The sequence below is a fragment of the Pseudoflavonifractor capillosus genome (assembly GCF_016899775.1).
In the GTDB taxonomy this organism is placed as follows: domain Bacteria; phylum Bacillota; class Clostridia; order Oscillospirales; family Oscillospiraceae; genus Lawsonibacter.
Map to the genome: position 1 here is coordinate 22356 of NZ_JACJJE010000006.1, position 19025 is coordinate 41380.

A 19025-nucleotide genomic window follows, 5' to 3' on the forward strand; every position below is an offset into this window, starting at 1 on the left:
AGCTGCAAAATCATCCGGAGGTGTATTTTTATTATGTGTGCAATTATGGGCTTTACCCAAAAATCACGAACCAGGGAGGAGATCCTCCCCTACTTCGACCGGACTCTCTCCCGTGGGCCGGACATGTCCAGCGTGGTGGAGACCCCGTCGGGCTGGCTGTGCTTCCACCGCCTGGCCATTATGGGCCTGGACGAGAGCGGCATGCAGCCCTTCTCCCTGGACGGGGACATGGTGGTGTGCAACGGCGAGCTGTACGGCTGGCGGAAGCTCAAGACCGAGCTGGAGAGCAGGGGCTACACCTTCCAGAGCGGCAGCGACTGCGAGCTGCTCCTCCCCCTGTACCGGGAGTACGGCCTGGATATGTTCTCCATGCTGGACGCGGAGTTTGCCCTCATTCTCTACGACAGCAGGACCGACTCCCTGGTGGCCGCCCGGGACCCCATCGGCATCCGCCCCCTGTTCTACGGCTATGACTACGACGGCGGCATTGTCTTTGCCAGCGAGGCCAAGAACCTCATCGGCCTGTGCAAAGAGGTGTTCCCCTTCCCGCCCGGCCACTACTACGCCGGCGGCGAGTTTGTCCGCTACGCCGATCTGACCACGGTGGATGTGTACCGGAAGGACGACCTGGAGACCGTGTGCCGGAACATCCGGGAGAAGCTCATCGCCGGGGTGGAGAAGCGGCTGGATGCGGACGCCCCTCTGGGCTTCCTCCTCTCCGGCGGTCTGGACTCCAGTCTGGTGTGCGCCATCGCCGCGAAGATCCTGGGCAAGAAGATCCGCACCTTTGCCATCGGCATGGATGTGGACGCCATCGACCTGAAATACGCCCGGGAGGTGGCCGACTTCATCGGCAGCGACCACACCGAGGTGATCATCACCAAGGAGGATGTGCTCAAGGCCCTCCCCGAGGTAGTGGCCGCCCTGGGCACCTACGACATCACCACCATCCGGGCCAGCATGGGCATGTATCTGGTGTGCAAGGCCATCCATGAGCAGACCGACGTGCGGGTCCTCCTCACCGGGGAGATCTCCGACGAGCTCTTCGGCTATAAGTATACCGACTTCGCTCCCTCCCCCGCCGCCTTCCAGGAGGAGGCCAAAAAGCGGGTGGATGAGCTCTATATGTACGACGTGCTCCGGGCCGACCGGTGCATCAGCGCCCACTCCATCGAGGCCCGGGTGCCCTTCGGCGACCTGGACTTTGTGAAGTACGTCATGGGTGTGGACCCCGCCCTGAAGGTGAACACCTACGGAAAGGGCAAGTATCTCCTCCGCCACGCCTTCGAGGGGGACCGCCTCCTGCCCGAAGACATCCTGTGGCGGGAGAAGGCGGCCTTCTCCGACGCGGTGGGCCACTCCCTGGTGGACGACCTGAAGGAGTACGCCGAGGAAAAATATACCGACCAGGAGTTCCGGCAGCTCAGCTCCAAATACGACTTCGCCACTCCCTTCACCAAGGAGAGCCTGCTCTACCGGGAGCTGTTTGAGGCCTACTACCCTGGCCAGGCCAAAATGGTCAAGGACTTCTGGATGCCCAACCGCTCCTGGGAGGGCTGCGATGTGGACGATCCCTCTGCCCGGGTGCTGGCCAACTACGGGGCCAGCGGGTTTTAAAATACCGATTCCCCCGCTTGCGGGATGAAATGAAAGGAGAATGCCCTATGGAAACGAAAGCCACAGATCTCACTGAGCTGTTTGGAAGCATGGTCTTCAACGAGGACGCGATGCGGCAGTACCTCTCCTCCAATTCCTTCAGCGCCTGGAAGGAGTGCATTGAAAATCAGACCGCGCTGGATCTGGCCATCGCCAACGACATTGCCGACGCCATGAAGCACTGGGCCATTGAGCGGGGCGCCACCCATTTCACCCACTGGTTCCAGCCTATGACCGGCTACACCGCGGAGAAGCACGACAGCTTCATCACCCCCGCCCCCGGCGGCAAGGTTTTGCTGGAGTTCTCCGGCAAAGAGCTGGTCCGGGGCGAGCCCGACGCCTCCTCCTTCCCCTCCGGCGGCCTGCGGGCCACCTTTGAGGCCCGGGGCTACACCGCCTGGGACCCCACCGCCTACGCCTTCCTGCGGGACAACACCCTGTATATTCCCACCGTGTTTTACTCCTACTCCGGCCAGGTGCTGGATAAAAAGACCCCCCTTCTGCGCTCCATGGATGAGGTGAGCCGCCAGGCGGTGCGCATCCTGCGCCTGTTTGGGGACACCGAGACCAAGCGGGTCACCGCCCAGGTGGGCCCCGAGCAGGAGTACTTCCTCATTGACGAGAAGGACTTTGCCAAGCGTATGGACCTGCGCATGTGCGGCCGGACCCTGTTCGGCGCCCCCGCCCCCAAGGGCCAGGAGCTGGAGGACCACTACTTCGGCGCTATCCGGCCCCGGGTGGCCGCCTACATGCAGGACCTGGACCGGGAGCTGTGGAAGCTGGGGGTCCTGTCCAAGACCAAGCACAACGAGGTGGCCCCCTGTCAGCATGAGATGGCCCCCATCTACACCGACGCCAACACCGCCTGCGACCACAACCAGATCACCATGGACGTGATGAAGAAGGTGGCCCGAAAGCACGGCCTGGTGTGCCTGCTCCATGAAAAGCCCTTTGCCGGCATCAATGGCTCGGGCAAGCATGACAACTGGTCCTTGGCCACGGACAAAGGCGATAACCTGTTTAAGCCCGGCAGCACCCCCAGCCAGAACGCCCGCTTCCTGCTGTTCCTGGCCGCTTTTGTGAAGGGTGTGGACGAGTACCAGGACTTCCTGCGCGCCACCGTGGCTTTTGCGGGCAACGACCACCGCCTGGGGGCCCAGGAGGCCCCTCCCGCCGTGGTGTCCATCTTCCTGGGCGACGAGCTCACCGCCGTGGTGGAGTCCATCATCCACGGCACCGAGTACTCCGACCCCGGCAAGAAGTCCCTGCGGGTGGGGGTGGACGTGATGCCTCCCATTCCCCAGGACAACACCGACCGGAACCGCACCTCTCCCATGGCCTTCACCGGCAACAAGTTTGAGTTCCGGATGCTGGGTTCCTCCCAGTCCATTGCCGGCCCCAACATTGCCCTGAACACTATCATGGCCGAGGAGCTGGAGCAGTTTGCCGATGAGCTGGAGGGGGCGGACGACTTCAACGAGGCCCTGGCCGCCCTCATCCGCCGGGTGTTCACCCAGCATCAGCGGATCATCTTCAACGGCAACGGCTATGAGGACGCCTGGCTCCAGGAGGCCGCCCGCCGCGGGCTGTCCAACCTTACCTCCACCGCCGACGCCCTTCCCGTCTACACCGCCGAGAAGAATGTGGTCCTGTTTACCAAGCACGGCATCTTTACCAGGGAGGAGATGGAGGCCCGCCGGGAGATCCACATGGAGAACTACTGCCATGTGCTCTCCATCGAGGCCAACACCATGGCGGATATGATCAAGCGGGATATCCTGCCCGCCGCCTCCGCCTACGCCGGGGAGCTGGCCCGCCGGGCCCTGGGCCGGGCCGGCAGTTCCGTCTGCCGGTACGAGACCACCATGGAGAGCCGGATCTCCGAGCTGACCGACGAGCTGCTGGCCGCCTGTGAGAAGCTGGAGGCGGACTTGAAGGGGGCTCCGGAGGCCGTCGAGGCCCGGCTGACCTACTTCCACGCGGTTGTCTTTGAGGACATGACCGCCGCCCGGAAGCTGGCCGATCAGCTGGAGACTCTGGTGGAGCGGAAGGCGTGGCCCTTCCCCACTTACAGCGACATGCTGTTTTATATGTGATAATTCTTCCTTCTTCTTTTCTTATACTGAAACAGCCGGTTCCGTTTGGAACCGGCTGTTTCAGTTTGCTTGTCAAAAAATTTCTGATGAGATGAATCCGCTCAAGTTGGGGCGGAGAAGCTCGAGGGGGCTGGTTAAGGGACCAGGGCGCAGGCGGGGTGGAAGGTGTGGACTGCCTCCTCCCCCCGGAGGATGCGCAGGGCCCCCAGGGCCAGGGCCTCCATCTCGTTCTCCCCGGGGATGACCACCACCTTCACCAGGTTGTGGAGGTAGTCGATAACCATGCCGGTGAGCTTTTTGGAGTTGGCCAGCCCGCCGGTGAGGATGACGGCGTCGATGAGCTCGGTGAAGCAGCCCAGCATGATGCCCACCCCCTTGGCGATCTGGAGGGCCTGGGCCTTGTAGACCAGGGCGGCCCACTCGTCCCCGTTCTCAATGCGCCGCTCAATCTCCTGGCAGTCGTGGGTGCCCAGCAGGGCGGACATGCCCCCCTCCCCCCGGAGCTTTTTCAGCATCTCCTTCTTGGTGTACTTGCCCGAGTAGCACAGGTCCACCACGTACAGCATGTTCAGGCTGCCGGAGCGGTCGGGGGAGAAGGGGCCGGCGTCGTCGGACACCGAGTCGATGATCCGGCCGCGGCTGTGGGCGGAGATGGAGATGCCGCCCCCCAGGTGGGCCACTACCAGATTCATATCCTCGTACTTCCGCCCCAGGGCCTCGGCGTACTTGTGGGCGGTGGCCCGGGCGTTGAGCACGTGACAGAAGCTGGTGCGGGTGACCTCCTTGAATCCGGTGACCCGGGCCTCGGGGAGCAGCTCGTCGCTGGTCACCGCGTCATAGATGTATGCGGGGATGTTCAGAGGCTGGGCGAAGGCACGGGCCATGAGGCCGCCCAGGTTGGAGGCGTGGTCGAACACCGGGTAGTTGCGCAGACAGTCCACCAGGTTGTCGTCCACCACATAGCCCCCAGCCACGATATTGGGGATGATGCCTCCCCGGCCCACCACGGCGGACAGGGTGGACAGGTCGATCCCCTCCTGTCCCAGCCAGCCCCGTACCAGGGCCACCCGGTAGTCCAGCTGGTCGTACAGGGTGGGGTAGGGGGCTAGGTCCTGATTGGTGTGGACGATGCTTTTCATGGCCACCTGCCGGTCGTCGTCATAGACAGCGGCCTTGGTGCTGGTGGAGCCGGGATTCAGAATCAAGAGGCGGTAGGACATATCGGTTCTCCTTATGGTAAAAACAATAGGATTGATTACGGATTGGACTGAGCCATGGCGGCGGCGATGGCGATGGAGTCGTACTTCTCCTCCGGAGCGGCGCTGCGGGAGTTGACGGTGATGGGGACGCAGGCCCCCAGCACCACGCCGGCCATCTTTCCACCGGCCATGCCGTAGAGGGCCTTGCACATGAGATTGCCCGCCGCGATGGAGGGGACCAGGAAGACGTCCGCATCCCCCGCCACGGGGCTGTGGTAGCCCTTGATCTCCGCCGCCGCCCGGTCGGTGGCCAGGTCGAAGGAGATAGGCCCCTCCACCAGACAGGGGCCGAAGTTCCCCCGGGCGCCCTCCTCCTTCAAGGCGGCGGCGTCCTCCGTCTCCGGCATGCGGGGGCTCACCGTCTCCGCGGCGCACAGAATGGCGGCCTTGGGCTGCTCATACCCCAGAAAGCGGCACAGAGACAATACGTTTCGTAATATTTCACGCTTTTGATTTCGATCTGGAGCGATCACCATGCCCCCGTCGGAGACGAACATCAGCTTGTGGTAGGCGGGTACGTCTAAAATGGCCACGTGGGACAGCAGCTCCGAGGCCCGGATGCCCGTATCCGGCTGGACCACCGCCCGGAGCAGGGTGCCGGTCTGGAGCATCCCCTTGATGAGTAGCTTGCCCCGGCCCTGGCGGATCAGGTCCACGGCGCACTGGGCGCACTCCGTCTCGCCGCCGGCCTGCACCAGCGCCTCCTGCGGGACGTCCTCCCCCTGGGAGCGGGCGATAGAGCGGATGCGCTCCGCGTCGCCCACAAAAATAGGGGAGATCAGCCCATCCCGCCGGGCCTGGAACACGGCCTCCAGGGTGTGCTCGTCATGGGCGGCGGACACCACCGCCGGCTGGGGGGCGGCCTCCCGCAGCTGCGTCTTCAGCTCCTGAAATCCAGAAATAACCAAGGAAATTTCCTCCTGAAAATATGGGTTGTACGGTAACTGTATTGTATCATTCCCAAAGAGAGAAGTAAAGATTTCCGGGAAAGGAGAAAAGCGGGAGCTGCCCCGCAGGGCAGCTCCCGGACTTGAAATTTTGAATCAGCCCCGCCCGGCCAGCACCTGCTGGTAGTCCCGGTAGTTTTCCTCCAGCAGGCGGGGCGTGTCCAGGCCGTAGGGGCACTTGGACATGCAGGCGCCGCAGTGGAGGCAGTCCTGGATTTTGCCCATCTTCTCCTGCCACTCCGGGGTGAGCCAGCCCTCCGCCGGAGCCCGGCGGAGCATCAGGGACATGCGGGCGCAGTTGTTGATCTCAATGCCCGCGGGGCAGGGCATGCAGTAGCCGCACCCCCGGCAGAAGTCCCCGGAGAGCTCCTTCCGGTCCCGGTCGATGACCGCCTGGCGCTCCGCCGTCATCTCCGGGGGATTTTTGACGCAGGCCAGGAACTGGTCCAGCTCCCAGTCGTACTGAACGCCCCAGATGGGGACCACGGAGGGCTGTGTCTCCATGAAGGCGGCCGCCGCCAGCCCGTCCCGGATGAGACCGCCAGCCAGGGCCTTCATAGCGATGAAGCCCATGTCCGCCGCCCGGCACTTGTCCACCAGCTCCAGCTCCTGGGGACCAGAGAGGTAGCTGAAGGGAAACTGGAGGGTGTCGTACAGCCCGGAGTCGATGGCCTCGTGGGCCACGGCCAGCCGGTGGTTGGTGATGGAGATGTGCCGGATCTTCCCCTGGCGCTTGGCCTCCAGGGCGGCCTCGTACAGGCCGTCCTCCCCGCCGGGCTTGGGACAGAAGGCGGGATTGTGGAACTGATAGATGTCAATATAGTCGGTCTGGAGGGCGCGCAGGCTCTCCTCCAGGTCTTTCCACATCCCATCCGCCGTCACCGCCTGGGTCTTGGTGGAGATGACGATTTTGTCCCGCATGCCGGCAAAGGCGGCCCCCACCTTCTCCTCGCTGTCCGAGTAGGCCCGGGCGGTGTCGAAGTAGTTCATGCCACCGTCGTAGGCCCGGCGGAGCAGGGCGACGGCCTCCTCCGTGGTGATGCGCTGAATGGGCAGACAGCCGAAGCTCTGCTTGCCGACCACCAGCTCCGTGCGGCCCAGTCGTACTGTTGTCATTGTGTTCTCCTCCTCTGCGTAAAGGTTCTCTTCCCACTCTATTATTAAAAACCGGGCCGCCTCTCAGTGTCAAGAGGCGGCCCGGAATTTTTACGACAGGGGTTCCGCTGTGATAAACAGCTCGTACAGCCGGCTGAGCATATCCCAGGTCTGCCGGTCCATGACTCCGGTCTCCTCCAGCTGGGCCAGGTTTTGAAGCCACAGGGTGTTCTGGACCGAGGCGTCCCCGTGAACGCCGTCGGCATCTCCCTCGGCGATGCCCTCCAGCCGCTGGCGGAGCAGCTGAAACATGGTCTGGGGCAAAATCATGGAGGCGCCGGACATGCCCGGCTGCACCTGATAGCCCTCCCCCGGAAAGATGCGGAGGGTGCGGGGGGGCGCGGACTCCCGCTCCAGATTGATCCAGGCGTCCCGGATGGCGTCCCAGGTCCGCTGGTCCACCACGCCGGTGACGGGAGGCGTCAGCTCCCGCTGAAACAGCATGACGGCCTCCAGGGTCCGCTCGCCGAAGATCCCGTCCAGCGCCAGCTGGGGCAGAAAATTGTATTTGCCGGCGAGCCGACGGAGCATATACTGCAGACTGCGCACCGGATTGGAGAGCATCTCCTCCTCCAGCTGCTGCGGTGTGGTCATACCAGACTCACTCCTTTCTGATCGCTGCTCCCCAGCTCCAGGTCCTGGCCGGGGAACTGGCCGTGGCGGCTGGAGGCGCCGTAGCGGTACGGGGCGTCCTCCCGGGACATGGCCTGGGCCGCATTCCCCTGGGGAAAGTTGATGTTGTCGTTGCGCAGGTCCCTCTCGATGCCGGTGAAGTCCCCGTAGATGGAGTACCAGGTCTCCTCGCCCACCACCCCGTCTGCCTGAAGGCCGCGGCTCTGCTGGTACGCCCGCACCGCCTGGGTTGTTCGAGCCCCATAGACCCCGTCCACGGCCAGATCGGTGAGGGTGGGGTCGAATTCGGCCGCCAGCGCCAGCATGTACTGGAGCACCGACACGTCTCCGCCCCGGTCCCCCTGGCGGAGAATGCCGGGGTACTGGAAGGAGAAGCCCTGGAACTGCTGGCCCATGCTCACCAGCTCGGACAGGCGGCTGAGCCCCACGTACAGGTAGACCATCTTGTACCAGGTGGCTTTGCCCACCACCCCGTCCGCTGTCAGACCGAAGACCGACTGGAAGGTGCGCACCGCCGACTGGGTTTTCTCGTCAAAGGTCCGGGTCACCGGCCAGAGCTTGGGGATGGCCGGATAGCCCTGGGAGATGCGGTTGAGCATGGTCTTCATGGTCACCACATCCGGCCCGGTGGAGCCCAGCCGCAGGGGATAGCCCGGGTAGGACTGGCCCAGGGACTGGACCGGGGCGTTTTCCACCAGCTCGATGTCGTCCCCGTAGTAGTACCTCAGGATCTCCATGGGGCCGTAGCCCTGCTGGGCCAGCTCCTGGCTGCCCCACTGGGAGAGCCCGGCGCAGGTGGAGGTGGTGCCGTTGCAGAATTTAGCGGCCAGGGGCTCCACAAAGCCCTCTCTGCGGATGTAGTCGGTGAACATCTCATCCACGGTCCAGCTGATGTTCTCAAAGATGTTCCGGTCCCGGATAAACTTCTGGTCATAGGCGGTGGAGGAGGTGATCTGAAAGTCATAGCCCCGGCTGGGATAGAACTCGGTGTATACCCGGTTCAGGGCAAAGGAAGTGATGGCCAGGATGTTGGCCTGAATGGCTGCTGGCTCCCAGGTGGGGTAGATCTCACTGGAGGCCACATTTTTCACATAGTCCGGAAATGAGACCGTCACATTTTCCGCCCACTCGTCCGGCGGGCCCAGATGTACCGTGATGGTGCGGGGCACGTAGGGGGTCACTTGCACAGGCATGGGGACACCTCACAGGGTCTGGCCGGTGATCTCCCGGACGTTGTTCTGAATCAGACTGGACTGCCCCTCGTTCAGGGGTTCCAGCTCCATGGACTGGAGGGTCTCCACGCCCTGGAAAATCTGAACGCCCTCCACCAGCAGCATGGCGTAGCCAGGATGCTCCGCCCAAACATCGCACACGGCGTATGGGGGGGCGGAGCTGCCCGGGTGGGTGCTCTCCCCCAGGGCCGGAGTGGAAATGACGACGGGCTTTGTGGCGCCGCTGCGGTCGGTGGCCTGAACGGACAGCAGCTGGTATTTTCCGCCCGTCCCTCTCTGGGTGACCACCACAGTGGCCCCCTCCACCGGCAGCTGGGCCCGGGAGGTAATAACACGGACCGACAGGGTCCCGGTTCCTTCCATAAGCGTTCCTCCTTCCGGCAGACTCCAATATGGGCCCGCCTGTCTTGTTCCATGCTATGCCGGGACGGGGAGGAAGGTGCGGATATAAAAAAACGGAGCGCCGCTGAGCGGCGCTCCGAAAAAATCGGGATATTTGAGATTAAGAGACCAAGTCCAGGCCGGAGCCGTGAACCGCCTCCACGTTTTCGGTGAGAGAAGCCAGCCACTCGCTGGTGTCGCTCTCCTTCCAGGTGGACTTCACCGTGTACTCCCAGGCGGGGTCGTCCCAGCCCACAAAGTACATGATGTGCCAGCCCTGGATGGAGCTGCTCTCATTTTTGACGATCCCGGTATCCCCCGGCTGACGGGCGGGGTCCAGAGCCCAGTTCAGGAAGTTGGGCTCCAGGCTGTCGGTGCTGGAGATGCCGCTGTACAGGCCGCCGGTGGACTGAGAGCCGCTGTCGTCCGTGTTCTGGACGGCCAGGGCGGCGAAGCTGTCCTCGGTGGCGTCCCCGGCCTTCCACTGGTCCAAAAGGGCCTGGGCCTCGGCCTCGGCGGCGTCGAACTCCTCCTGAGTGGGGGTGGTGCCGGAAGAAGCGGCGCCGATCAGAATGTGGCGCACATCGGCGGTGGCGGAGTCGTCCCGGGTCCGGCTGTCAAACTGGACCACATAGTAGTTGTATGCGCTGCTCTCACTGCGGTCCAGCTCGGCCAGGGTGATGTCCCCGCTCTGGCGGGCGGCGTCATACAGCCAGTCGGCATAGGCGGCAGAGGAGAAGGTGGAGCCCATGGCGGTGGTGTGGATGGAGGAGCTGTACAGCGCGTCGGCGTACTCGTCGGCCAGGGCCTGAGCGTCCTCACCGTTGGTCAGGCGGCTCTGGATCGCCTGGGCGGTGGCCAGAGCGTCGGCCTTGGCGGTCTCCAGGGCGGCGGTCTTCTCCTCGTCGGTCATCTCCACCGTGTTGCCCTCTTCATCGGTCTGCTCCTCCACGGTGGCCTGGACCGTGAAGACCGTGTAGCCGAAGGTGTCCAGGTCGTTGGTGTGCTCGTTATAGTAGGCCTCGGTCTCCTCATCGGTATAGGTCAGGCTGTCCTGATAGTGCTGCCGGTAGGAGTCGGCCAGCACCTGGTCGGCGTAGAGGGACTGGAAGGTATCCTCGTCCATATAGCTGCCGTAGTTCAGTTTCAGGTAGCTGGACAGACTGTCATAGGAGCCGCTGGAGCGCCAGGTGCTGTCCAGGGTGGCCAGCTCGCTCTCCAGATAGGCCTGGTCCTTCTGGGTGAGGGTGTAGCCCTCCGCCTCGGCGGCGTGGACCAGGACGGTGACCTGGGTCAAATCGTCGATGGCCTGGTCCAGCAGGAAGTCCCGCCAGGTCTGGCCGGTCTCCTCGTCGTAGACCTGCTCTGCGGGGTCCACATTGTAGTCAAAGGTGGAGGAGCCCATCACGGAATTGTAATAGGCGGTGTTAAGGGCCGATTGGTAGTAATACTGCACCACGGCGGGGCCGTAGTCCTCTCCGTCAATGGTGACAGCGGTGGAGCGCTTCTGGAAGAAGCCGCTGTCCCACACCAGAAGGGCGATGGCCAATACCGCAACAACGCCGCCCGCGATGCCATACAGGATGTGCTTGCGGCGGTCCTTGTCCTCCTCACGGTTATTCCGGCGCTGGACATAGGTGGAGTCCGACCGGGTTTTCTTTTCTCTGGATGCACTCACAGTTGATTCCGTCCTCTCATTGTGAACTTGCAAGTGTCCGGCCGCAGAGAAAGGCGGCCGGACGGGGAATTCTGTGCTATTATACAAGAATCCGCAGGAGGATTCAAGGGGGAAAGGGGAGAGAAACCTCAGCTTTTACAGTTTGTTCATGGGAAATCGGACGAATCTCCAGCCGGAATGGGCGTAAAAAAGACCGCGGCTTGCGCCGCGGCCCATATCCAAGTGAGTTTTATATACCCCGCTCTGGCCGTGTGGACCTGTTTAAAACCTGCACGAAATGGCAGGTGGGTCGCCTCCACAACGCTTTACTGCTTCCAACTTCCAGCCGACCTCGATGGGGGCCGGGAGGCCTGCAAGCCACGCCGTGAGGTGGGCGTCCCGTTTAAGAAATGTGGGTTTAAAAAGGCCCATCACGCACCGAGCAGGAAAACCCGCCTGAAGTCTGAATTATTCGTCCTCCTCCTGGAAAAACCGCTCCATGAAGAGGTTGTAGATCTCCTCGATCTCCTCGTCGCTGTCCAGGGTGGAGAGTAGCTCCTCGCCGTTCTCCTCCACCACCTTCATAATGACCAGGCCGTATTCCTCGTCGTCCGCGTCCACGTCCACCGGCTCGCCGCTCTCCTCATCCTCCTGAGAAGCGGGGAACAGGGCGTGGTAGATGACGCCGTTGTGCTCCAGGGTGTCCACCAGCTCCAGCTCAAACTCGTTGCCGTCCTCGTCGGTGACGGTGATAAAATCGGGGCCGTACGCCTCGCTCATAGGGGAATACCTCCTGCCTGTTTTCTGACCCTATTGTAACCCGGATGGAGAGAAAATGCAAGTGGGAGAGACGTCAAAATTTTACCGGCCTGTCGTTCGGGCCTCTCCGGGGCGAAAAAACAGGTTTCCAGGGCGGAGGAGGCGGGCGCGGAGCCGGGAAAATCAGACGTTTGGCTTTACCGGGGCCGGGCAGCTGTGCTATAATGAAATTCACATGGGGCGGCGGGCCGCCGCCCCCGGCCTGGGCGGCTTCTGTGTGCGTTTTCAGACGGCCGCCCGCAGCGGACTGGACGCAATGCTGCCGCGGCACGGGCCGGGATTGGACAAAAAACGTCCGGGGAGCGGGAGAACCGCCCCAAAAACCGGATGGGCAGAGAGGAAGAATACCTTATGGATTTGACGGAGCGGACCCTTTCAAGCGAGACGGTGTATCAGGGCAAGATCGTCACCCTGCTGGTGGATCAGGCGGAGCTGCCCAACGGAATGCAGGCCAAGCGGGAGGTGGTGCTCCACCCCGGCGGGGTGGCCATTCTGCCTCTGGACCGGGATGGAAATGTGACGCTGGTGCAGCAGTACCGCTATCCCTTCCACCAGCTGCTGCTGGAGCTGCCCGCCGGAAAACTGGACGAGGGGGAGGACCACCGGGTGGCCGCCGCCCGGGAACTCAGTGAGGAGACCGGTCTGGAGGCGGGGGAGCTGACCTATCTGGGGTGTATTCTGGCCTCCCCGGGCTTCTGCACTGAGAAGCTGCACATGTACCTGGCCCGGGACCTGAGCCGCGCCCAGAGTCATCCGGACGACGACGAGTTTTTAAACGTCGTCACCATGCCCTTTGAGGAGCTGTTCCAAAAGGTGATGGACGGGACCCTGGAGGACGCCAAGACGGTGGCCACGGTTTTGAAGACCAAGGTGCTTTTGAATCTGTAAGGGAGGGAGCCAAGTTGGGAAAGACCATTCTGATCGTGGAAGACGAGCAGAACATCGTGGATATTCTGTCCTTCAACCTCAGCCGGGAGGGGTACGATACCCTGGAGGCCTATGACGGAAATACCGGCCTGCAGCTGGCTCTGGAACAGAACCCGGACCTGATCCTGCTGGACCTGATGCTGCCGGGGATGAACGGATTTGACGTGTGCCGGAAGATCCGGGAGGCGGGGTCCGCCGTGCCCATCCTCATGCTCACCGCCCGGGAGGAGGAGGCCGACAAGGTCCTGGGTCTGGAGCTGGGGGCGGACGACTATATCACCAAGCCCTTCGCCATGCGGGAGCTGCTGGCCCGGGTAAAGGCCAACATCCGCCGGGTGGCCATGGCCCCCGCCCAGCTTCCCCAGGCGGGAAGTGAGCCGGGAAAGCGGCTGGACCTGGGACGGGTGGTGGTGGACCTGGAGGGGGCCACCGTGTACAAGGACGGCCGCGCCCTGGAGCTGACCCAGCGGGAGTACGACCTGATTTGTTTTCTGGCCTCCCAGCCGGGGAAGGTGTTCTCCCGGGAGGCCCTGATGGAGCACGTCTGGAACTATGAGGGCTATGTGGGCGACGTGCGGGCCGTGGACGTGGCGGTGCGCCGCCTGCGGGAGAAGATTGAGGACGACCCCGCCTCTCCCAAGTTCATTTTGACCAAGCGGGGAATGGGATACCTGTTCGGCGGACAGCAGAGCTGATTGTTATTTTAGAGTGAAGAGTTGAGAGTGGAGAGTGAAGAAATGGAGTTCGCCCAAGGCGAATGATTGATAAGGTCCGGCGCAGCCGGACCCATATCTCCACTCTCCACTTTCCGCTCTGAATGAAAGGGGGTGCCTCCGGTGCTGCGCAGCGTGCATATGAAGCTGGTGATGATCATGGTGCTGCTCATCCTGTCTCTGATGACGGTGGTGGGCACCTTCCTGATCAACTCCGTTATGGCCTTCTATCTGGAGGAGTTCTATACCCAGATGAGCCGGGTCTTTGATCAGAATCAAGCCCTGAGCCGCAATCTGGAGACTGAGGTCACGTCGGATGAGGACGGGGCCCAGGCCATTTTGAGCATCATGGAGGCCTACTACGGCGATTTGGGGCTGGACAGCCGCAGCCGCACTCTATATATCCTGGACGGGGAGACCGGCGACTATCTGACCGGCACCGACGAGGAGGAGGGGCGCGGACTGGAGTACGACTCCCCCAACCTGACTCGGGCCCTGGTGGAGCGGGAGGAGGGGACCGAGGCCAACATCGCCGCCGACTATATGGACGTGGCCCTGCCCATCACCCGGGGGGACAACCAGTACGTCATCTATATTCTGGACAACAAGGCCACGGTGAACAGCCTGATCAGCCAGATTTTCGGTCTGATTCTGGAATCCCTGGTCTTCGGGCTGGTCATCTCCATCCTGCTCTCTTTCCTGCTGTCCAAGACCATGATCATTCCCATCCAGCGCCTCACCGAGGGGGCCATGCGGGTGGCGGAGGGGGACTTCTCCCGGCGCATCGAGGTCACCTCAAGGGACGAGATCGGCGTGCTCACCGACACCTTCAATGACATGGCCCGGCAGCTGCGGGACACCCTGCGCCAGGTGGAGAACGAGCGCAACAAGCTGGACACCCTGTTCCTCCACATGACCGACGGCGTGGTGGCCTTTGACCGGGACGGCCAGGTGATCCACTCCAATCCGGCGGCGGAGGGCATGCTGGGCCGTCCCATCGGTCCGGACACCACCTATAAGGAGCTCTTTGGGGACCAGTATTCCCTGGAGGAGGCCATGGCCGCCCCCGACCATCTGGAGGGGGAGGTCCGGGTGGGGGACCAGGTGCTGGACCTGCTACTGGCCCCCTTCGACCGGGAGCGGCAGGGGGGGGTGCTGGTGGTCCTCCACGACGTCACCGAGGAGCGGAAGAATCAGGAGATGCAGCGGGAGTTCGTGGCCAACGTCTCCCACGAGCTGCGCACCCCCCTGACCAACATCCGCAGCTATGCGGAGACCCTCTCCGACAGCGCCGGGGACATCCCCCCCGCCATGGAGAAGAAGTTCCTGGGGGTCATTTTGAACGAGAGCGACCGCATGACCCACATTGTTCAGGACCTGCTCACCCTGTCCCGGTTCGACTCGGGGCGGGACGAGCTGAAGCTGAGCTGGTTCTCCTTTGAGGGGGCGGTGCAGGACCTGTACAACGCCGTCTATATGGAGGCCCAGCGCCACAGCCACACCATGAAGCTGTGCGTGGAGCCCGGCCTGCCTCAGGTGCGGGCCGACCGGGAGCGGATCATGCAGGTGATGATGAATATTGTCTCCAATTCCATCAAGTACACCCCGGACGGCGGGCAGATCCAGATTTCTGCGGGGCAGAACGGCAGCCGGGTGTGGATGCAGGTGGACGACAACGGCATCGGCATTCCGGCCGCGGACCGTCCCCGGATTTTTGAGCGCTTTTACCGGGTGGACAAGGCCCGCTCCCGCCAGTCCGGCGGCACCGGCCTGGGACTGTCCATCGCCAAAGAGATCGTAGACCGGCACGAGGGCGCGCTGGAGCTGGTGGACCGGAATGGTCCCGGCCTGTCGGTGCGCATGGAGCTGAACATTGAGGGACCCAGCCATGACGAGAGGAAGTAAAAAACGGCGCATTGAGCGCCTTAAAAGCGCTCTGATCGTCCTGCTGAGCTGCTCGGCTGTCTTTCTGCTGGTGCGCACCCAGGCGGCTATTGTAAGCTCGGAAGATTCCGGGACCGCTTACCAGGCGGAGGCAGAGGGCTCCTCCTCCACGGAGAGCCCCGGGGCTACCGCGCGTCCTCTGCGCATGGCGGCGGCCATTCAGCGGGGGAGCGAGGTGGTGCGCTATGGAGTGCAGTATGACCAGGAGGGCACGGACAGCCTTTACCAGCAGTCGTACAGCCTTCTGGTGGAGGCCCTGAGCAGCGCCAGCCAGCCCCGCGCCGTGGGCGAGACGGAATTTCAGCAGGCCCTGTCTACCGCGCCGGGCCTCTACTTTGACTGGCAGGGAGAAATTCCGGTGGCGGTTTTGAACGGATGGCTGTCCGTGGATAACCAGACCCTTACCGGGACGGTGCGGCGGATGGTGCTTACGGCGGTGGAGGGCCAGGTGCTCCTGTACTATTGGGATGAGTCGGCGGACCAGGGCTGGGTCTGCACCTCGGACGTGATCAGCTCCAGCCGCCTGAACGAGGCGGTGGGGGCGCTGCAGGAGAACGGAACTGTGTTTGCCTTTGAAGCTGAAGAGCTGGACGCGCTGGCTCCATATACCATGGTACAGCCCCAGACTCCGGTCCCTGTGGTTTACAGTGCCACCAACCCCATCGCAGGTGAGGATCGCCGCCAGGCCCTCCAGGAGCAGCTGGGCTTCCCAGAGAACTCCATCTCCTACCCTGCGGCGGGAGAGTATGTGATTCGCAGCCGCAACGATACCCTCCACATCGCGGAGGACGGGCATGTGACCTATGAGGCCGCGGCGGAGGGGAGCGAACGCTACCGCCTGTCCGGAGCCGGTGTCTATGAGGCGGTGGAAGGGTGCCGCCGCCTGGCCCAGCAGACTCTGGGCCAGAACAGCGGAGAGGCCACCCTCTACCTGATCTCCGCGGAGGAGAACGGGGAGGGAAATTGGCTGGTGGAGTTTGGTTACAGCCTCAATGGGGCCCAGGTCCGCATCGGAGAGGAGGGCTGGGCCGCCCGCTTTGTGGTGGAACAGGGACAGATCACGGAGTTTCAGCTGTGGTTCCGCAGCTATACGGACAGCGGGACCACCTCGGTGGTCCTTCCGGTGCGGCAGGCGGTGGCCGCCATGGAGGCCAAGGGCCACACGGGCGAGGAACTGCTTCTGGTCTATCTGGACGGCGGAGGCGAGGAACTGGTCTCCGCCTCTTGGGCGGCCGCCCGGGCCCTTGACACAGGGAGGTGACGGCAGATGGAGTGGTCCCGGATCAAGACGATCATACTCATAATTCTGGCGGTCACCAACGTGAGCCTGCTGGGATTCCTGGTTCAGCGGGAAGTGCAGGTCCAGAATGCCCGGCAGGAGGCCAGACAGAACTCCATCCAATTTTTGGAGAACAACGGCGTGACGGTGGAGGATGAGACCGTCCCCGAGGAGATGACCCTGCTGCCCCAGACGGTGGAGTGGGACCGGGAGCAGGAGCGGGAGGCCGCCGCGGTCCTTCTGGGGGGCGAGGTGCAGGAGCAGGCCTGGAGCGATGAGATCTACCGCTATTACAACGAGACGGGGAGCATCCAGTTCCACCGGGACGGCACCTTCCAGGGGGAGTTTGTGGAGGGGGCCTTCCAGCTGGAGGGGCAGGACGCCGCCGCATACAGCCTTCAGGTTCTGGAGATCCTGGGCATCCAGGGGGAGAGCCTCTCCGTTCAGGCTGACAGCGGGGAGGAGGACGCTGTGACCGTAGTCTGCCGGCAGCTTTGGAATCAGGTGCCGGTGTTCAACCACCTGATCACGCTGACGTTTCGGGAGGACAGTTTGTCGGCGGTCGAGGGCCGGCGGCTGACAGGAGAACCGGTTCTGGACACAGGGCAGAAGCCCATCTCCATTCCCACCGCCCTATTTCAGTTTTACCACGGAATGGTGGCCTTGGGCGACGTGTGCAGCCGGATCGAAAGCATTACCCCGGGCTATGTGACCAGTGCGGGGACAGGGCCCTCGGCGCTGACTCCGGTGTGGTATATTGCCACGGATACCCGGAACTACCGGCTGAACACCCTGACCGGGGAGCTGAGCCGGGCGGAGGAGAGCGGCGCCTGAGCATGGTCGTCTCTCTGAAAAACAAGAAAAAAGTGCTTGACAAGAGGACGGGACACTGCTATACTGCTAGGGTACAACAAAGCAGGAACGGTGCCCCGTCCTCACCCCAGGCCAGAGCCAAAGGGTCAACATGGAGAATCCTCGCCGGAACATCTATATTCGGCGTGGTTTTGCTGTGACGCGGGTGCCATTCAGGCAGACGCGTTTTATTTTTTTGTTTGGAGGTGCTTTCCCATCGCTAACACAGGTCATCAAACCAACGAAGAGATCCGGGATAAGGAGGTCCGCCTGATCTCGGAGAGCGGCGAACAGCTGGGCATCATGTCCTCTCAGGAGGCGCTGCGTCTGGCCGAGGAGCGTGAGCTGGATCTGGTCAAAATTTCGCCCAATGCCGTGCCCCCGGTGTGCAAGCTGATGGACTACGGCAAGTACCGGTTCGAGCAGACCAAGCGTGAAAAGGAAGCCCGGAAGAACCAGCGCGTGGTGGAGATCAAGGAGATCCGGATGTCCCCCAGCATTGACGTGAACGATTTCAACGTCAAGCTGCGCAACGCCCAGAAGTTTCTGGCCGAGGGCAACCGGTGCAAGGTCACCGTCCGGTTCCGGGGCCGTGAGATGGCGCACACCAACATCGGTCAGGAGCTGCTGCTGAAGTTTGCCGAATCCTGCGGCGAGGTCGCCGTGATGGATAAAAGTCCGAAGCTGGAGGGACGGCATATGTCCATCTTCCTGTCCCCCAAGCCGGTCAAGGACGCGAAAAAGTAAGTCGAAAAGGAGTTTTCTGTTATGCCGAAGATCAAGACCCACAGCGGCGCCAAGAAGCGTTTCGCTCTCACCAAGAACGGCAAGGTCAAGCGTGCCCACGCCGGCAAGCGGCATCTGCTCAACGGCCACGGCAAGACCACCAAGCTGAAGAGAGGCCTCCGGAAGGGCGGCTATGCGGATAAGACCAACGAGGCCGCCATCAAGCGCATGATCCTGTATAAGTAAGAGAAGGAGGCTGAAGAACAATGGCAAGAGTGAAGGGCGCGATGATGACGCGCAAGAGAAGAAATAAGATCCTGAAGATGGCCAAGGGCTACTGGGGCGCCAAGTCCAAGCACTTCAAGATGGCCAACCAGGCCGTGATGAAGTCCGGCGTGTACGCCTATGTGGGCCGCAAGCGCAAGAAGCGCGATTTCCGCCGCCTGTGGATCACCAGAATCAGTGCCGCCTGCAAGCTCAACGGCATGAACTATTCCACCTTCATGAACGGGCTGAAGAAGGCCGGGATTGAGATGAACCGGAAGATGCTGGCCGAGCTGGCTGTCAACGACAAGGCCGCTTTCACCCAGCTCACCGAGACCGCTAAGAAGGCCCTGGCCTGAGCGCGGCTTCTAAAAATCAAGTGATATAGTAAAAGCGCCTGGACCAGTGTCCAGGCGCTTTTAATTTGTCGAAAAACCTGCGCAGAATCAAATTCGGCTGAGTCAGGGCGGGGGAGATCGAGGGGG

Annotated in this window: 18 protein-coding genes and 1 other RNA gene; 10 read left to right on the forward strand and 9 right to left on the reverse strand. The window is 62.6% G+C overall.

The window, feature by feature from the left end:
* The first annotated feature begins 33 nt into the window (after positions 1-33).
* Together asnB and H6B31_RS03160 are read left to right on the forward strand one after the other, a co-directional pair.
* The gene (asnB, locus tag H6B31_RS03155) at positions 34-1617 is read left to right on the forward strand and encodes an asparagine synthase B (protein WP_204897172.1); all 1584 of its coding nucleotides are present in this window, start codon (positions 34-36) and stop codon (positions 1615-1617) included.
* A gap of 47 nt (positions 1618-1664) precedes the next feature.
* On the forward strand, positions 1665-3752 hold the full coding sequence (locus tag H6B31_RS03160) for a glutamine synthetase III family protein (protein WP_204897173.1): 2088 nt from the start codon (positions 1665-1667) through the stop codon (positions 3750-3752).
* Positions 3753-3886: 134 nt separating this feature from the next.
* On the opposite strand, the gene buk is transcribed toward H6B31_RS03160, so the two are convergent.
* The 9 genes from buk to H6B31_RS03205 all read right to left on the reverse strand — a co-directional run bounded on the left by buk (position 3887) and on the right by H6B31_RS03205 (position 11796).
* Positions 3887-4972: a butyrate kinase gene (gene buk / locus H6B31_RS03165; protein ID WP_204897174.1), complete on the reverse strand. Its 1086-nt coding sequence runs from the start codon at positions 4970-4972 to the stop codon at positions 3887-3889.
* Positions 4973-5007: 35 nt separating this feature from the next.
* Positions 5008-5919: a bifunctional enoyl-CoA hydratase/phosphate acetyltransferase gene (locus H6B31_RS03170; protein ID WP_204897175.1), complete on the reverse strand. Its 912-nt coding sequence runs from the start codon at positions 5917-5919 to the stop codon at positions 5008-5010.
* Positions 5920-6054: 135 nt separating this feature from the next.
* Positions 6055-7074: an aldo/keto reductase gene (locus H6B31_RS03175; protein ID WP_204897176.1), complete on the reverse strand. Its 1020-nt coding sequence runs from the start codon at positions 7072-7074 to the stop codon at positions 6055-6057.
* A gap of 90 nt (positions 7075-7164) precedes the next feature.
* Positions 7165-7707, reverse strand: coding sequence for a peptidoglycan-binding domain-containing protein (locus H6B31_RS03180; RefSeq protein ID WP_204897177.1), 543 nt, complete (start codon positions 7705-7707; stop codon positions 7165-7167).
* On the reverse strand, positions 7704-8939 hold the full coding sequence (locus H6B31_RS03185; protein WP_204897178.1) for a peptidoglycan-binding domain-containing protein: 1236 nt from the start codon (positions 8937-8939) through the stop codon (positions 7704-7706). Before H6B31_RS03185 ends, H6B31_RS03180 begins: the two co-directional genes overlap by 4 nt.
* A gap of 9 nt (positions 8940-8948) precedes the next feature.
* A complete protein-coding gene (locus tag H6B31_RS03190; protein ID WP_204897179.1) occupies positions 8949-9341 on the reverse strand; it encodes a spore cortex-lytic protein in 393 nt (130 codons plus the stop codon).
* Positions 9342-9480: 139 nt separating this feature from the next.
* Entirely contained in the window at positions 9481-11037 is a 1557-nt protein-coding gene (locus H6B31_RS17660) for a peptidylprolyl isomerase (protein ID WP_204897180.1), read from the reverse strand.
* Between the two features lie 231 nt (positions 11038-11268).
* Positions 11269-11468, reverse strand: a non-coding RNA gene (gene ssrS / locus H6B31_RS03200) — 6S RNA.
* Between the two features lie 16 nt (positions 11469-11484).
* Complete coding sequence (locus H6B31_RS03205) at positions 11485-11796, reverse strand: DUF1292 domain-containing protein (RefSeq protein ID WP_204897181.1); 312 nt, start codon at positions 11794-11796, stop codon at positions 11485-11487.
* A 390-nt stretch (positions 11797-12186) separates the two neighbouring features.
* Here H6B31_RS03205 and H6B31_RS03210 point away from each other — a divergent pair, with 390 nt between their 5' ends.
* The 8 genes from H6B31_RS03210 to rplT all read left to right on the forward strand — a co-directional run bounded on the left by H6B31_RS03210 (position 12187) and on the right by rplT (position 18899).
* The gene (locus tag H6B31_RS03210) at positions 12187-12723 is read left to right on the forward strand and encodes an NUDIX domain-containing protein (RefSeq protein WP_204897182.1); all 537 of its coding nucleotides are present in this window, start codon (positions 12187-12189) and stop codon (positions 12721-12723) included.
* 14 nt (positions 12724-12737) lie between these two features.
* Positions 12738-13457 carry a response regulator gene (locus tag H6B31_RS03215; protein ID WP_204897183.1) on the forward strand — a complete coding sequence of 240 codons (720 nt, stop codon included), beginning with the start codon at positions 12738-12740 and terminating at the stop codon, positions 13455-13457.
* 141 nt (positions 13458-13598) lie between these two features.
* Entirely contained in the window at positions 13599-15380 is a 1782-nt protein-coding gene (locus H6B31_RS03220; protein WP_346014028.1) for an ATP-binding protein, read from the forward strand.
* A complete protein-coding gene (locus H6B31_RS03225; protein WP_204897184.1) occupies positions 15364-16680 on the forward strand; it encodes a hypothetical protein in 1317 nt (438 codons plus the stop codon). The genes H6B31_RS03220 and H6B31_RS03225 overlap by 17 nt, the downstream gene beginning before the upstream one ends.
* Positions 16681-16686: 6 nt before the next feature.
* On the forward strand, positions 16687-17532 hold the full coding sequence (locus H6B31_RS03230) for a two-component system regulatory protein YycI (RefSeq protein ID WP_204897185.1): 846 nt from the start codon (positions 16687-16689) through the stop codon (positions 17530-17532).
* Between the two features lie 189 nt (positions 17533-17721).
* Complete coding sequence (gene infC / locus H6B31_RS03235; RefSeq protein WP_087289063.1) at positions 17722-18297, forward strand: translation initiation factor IF-3; 576 nt, start codon at positions 17722-17724, stop codon at positions 18295-18297.
* Positions 18298-18318: 21 nt separating this feature from the next.
* On the forward strand, positions 18319-18522 hold the full coding sequence (rpmI, locus tag H6B31_RS03240) for a 50S ribosomal protein L35 (RefSeq protein WP_087289011.1): 204 nt from the start codon (positions 18319-18321) through the stop codon (positions 18520-18522).
* A gap of 20 nt (positions 18523-18542) precedes the next feature.
* Entirely contained in the window at positions 18543-18899 is a 357-nt protein-coding gene (gene rplT, locus H6B31_RS03245) for a 50S ribosomal protein L20 (protein ID WP_087289009.1), read from the forward strand.
* Positions 18900-19025 lie beyond the last annotated feature (126 nt).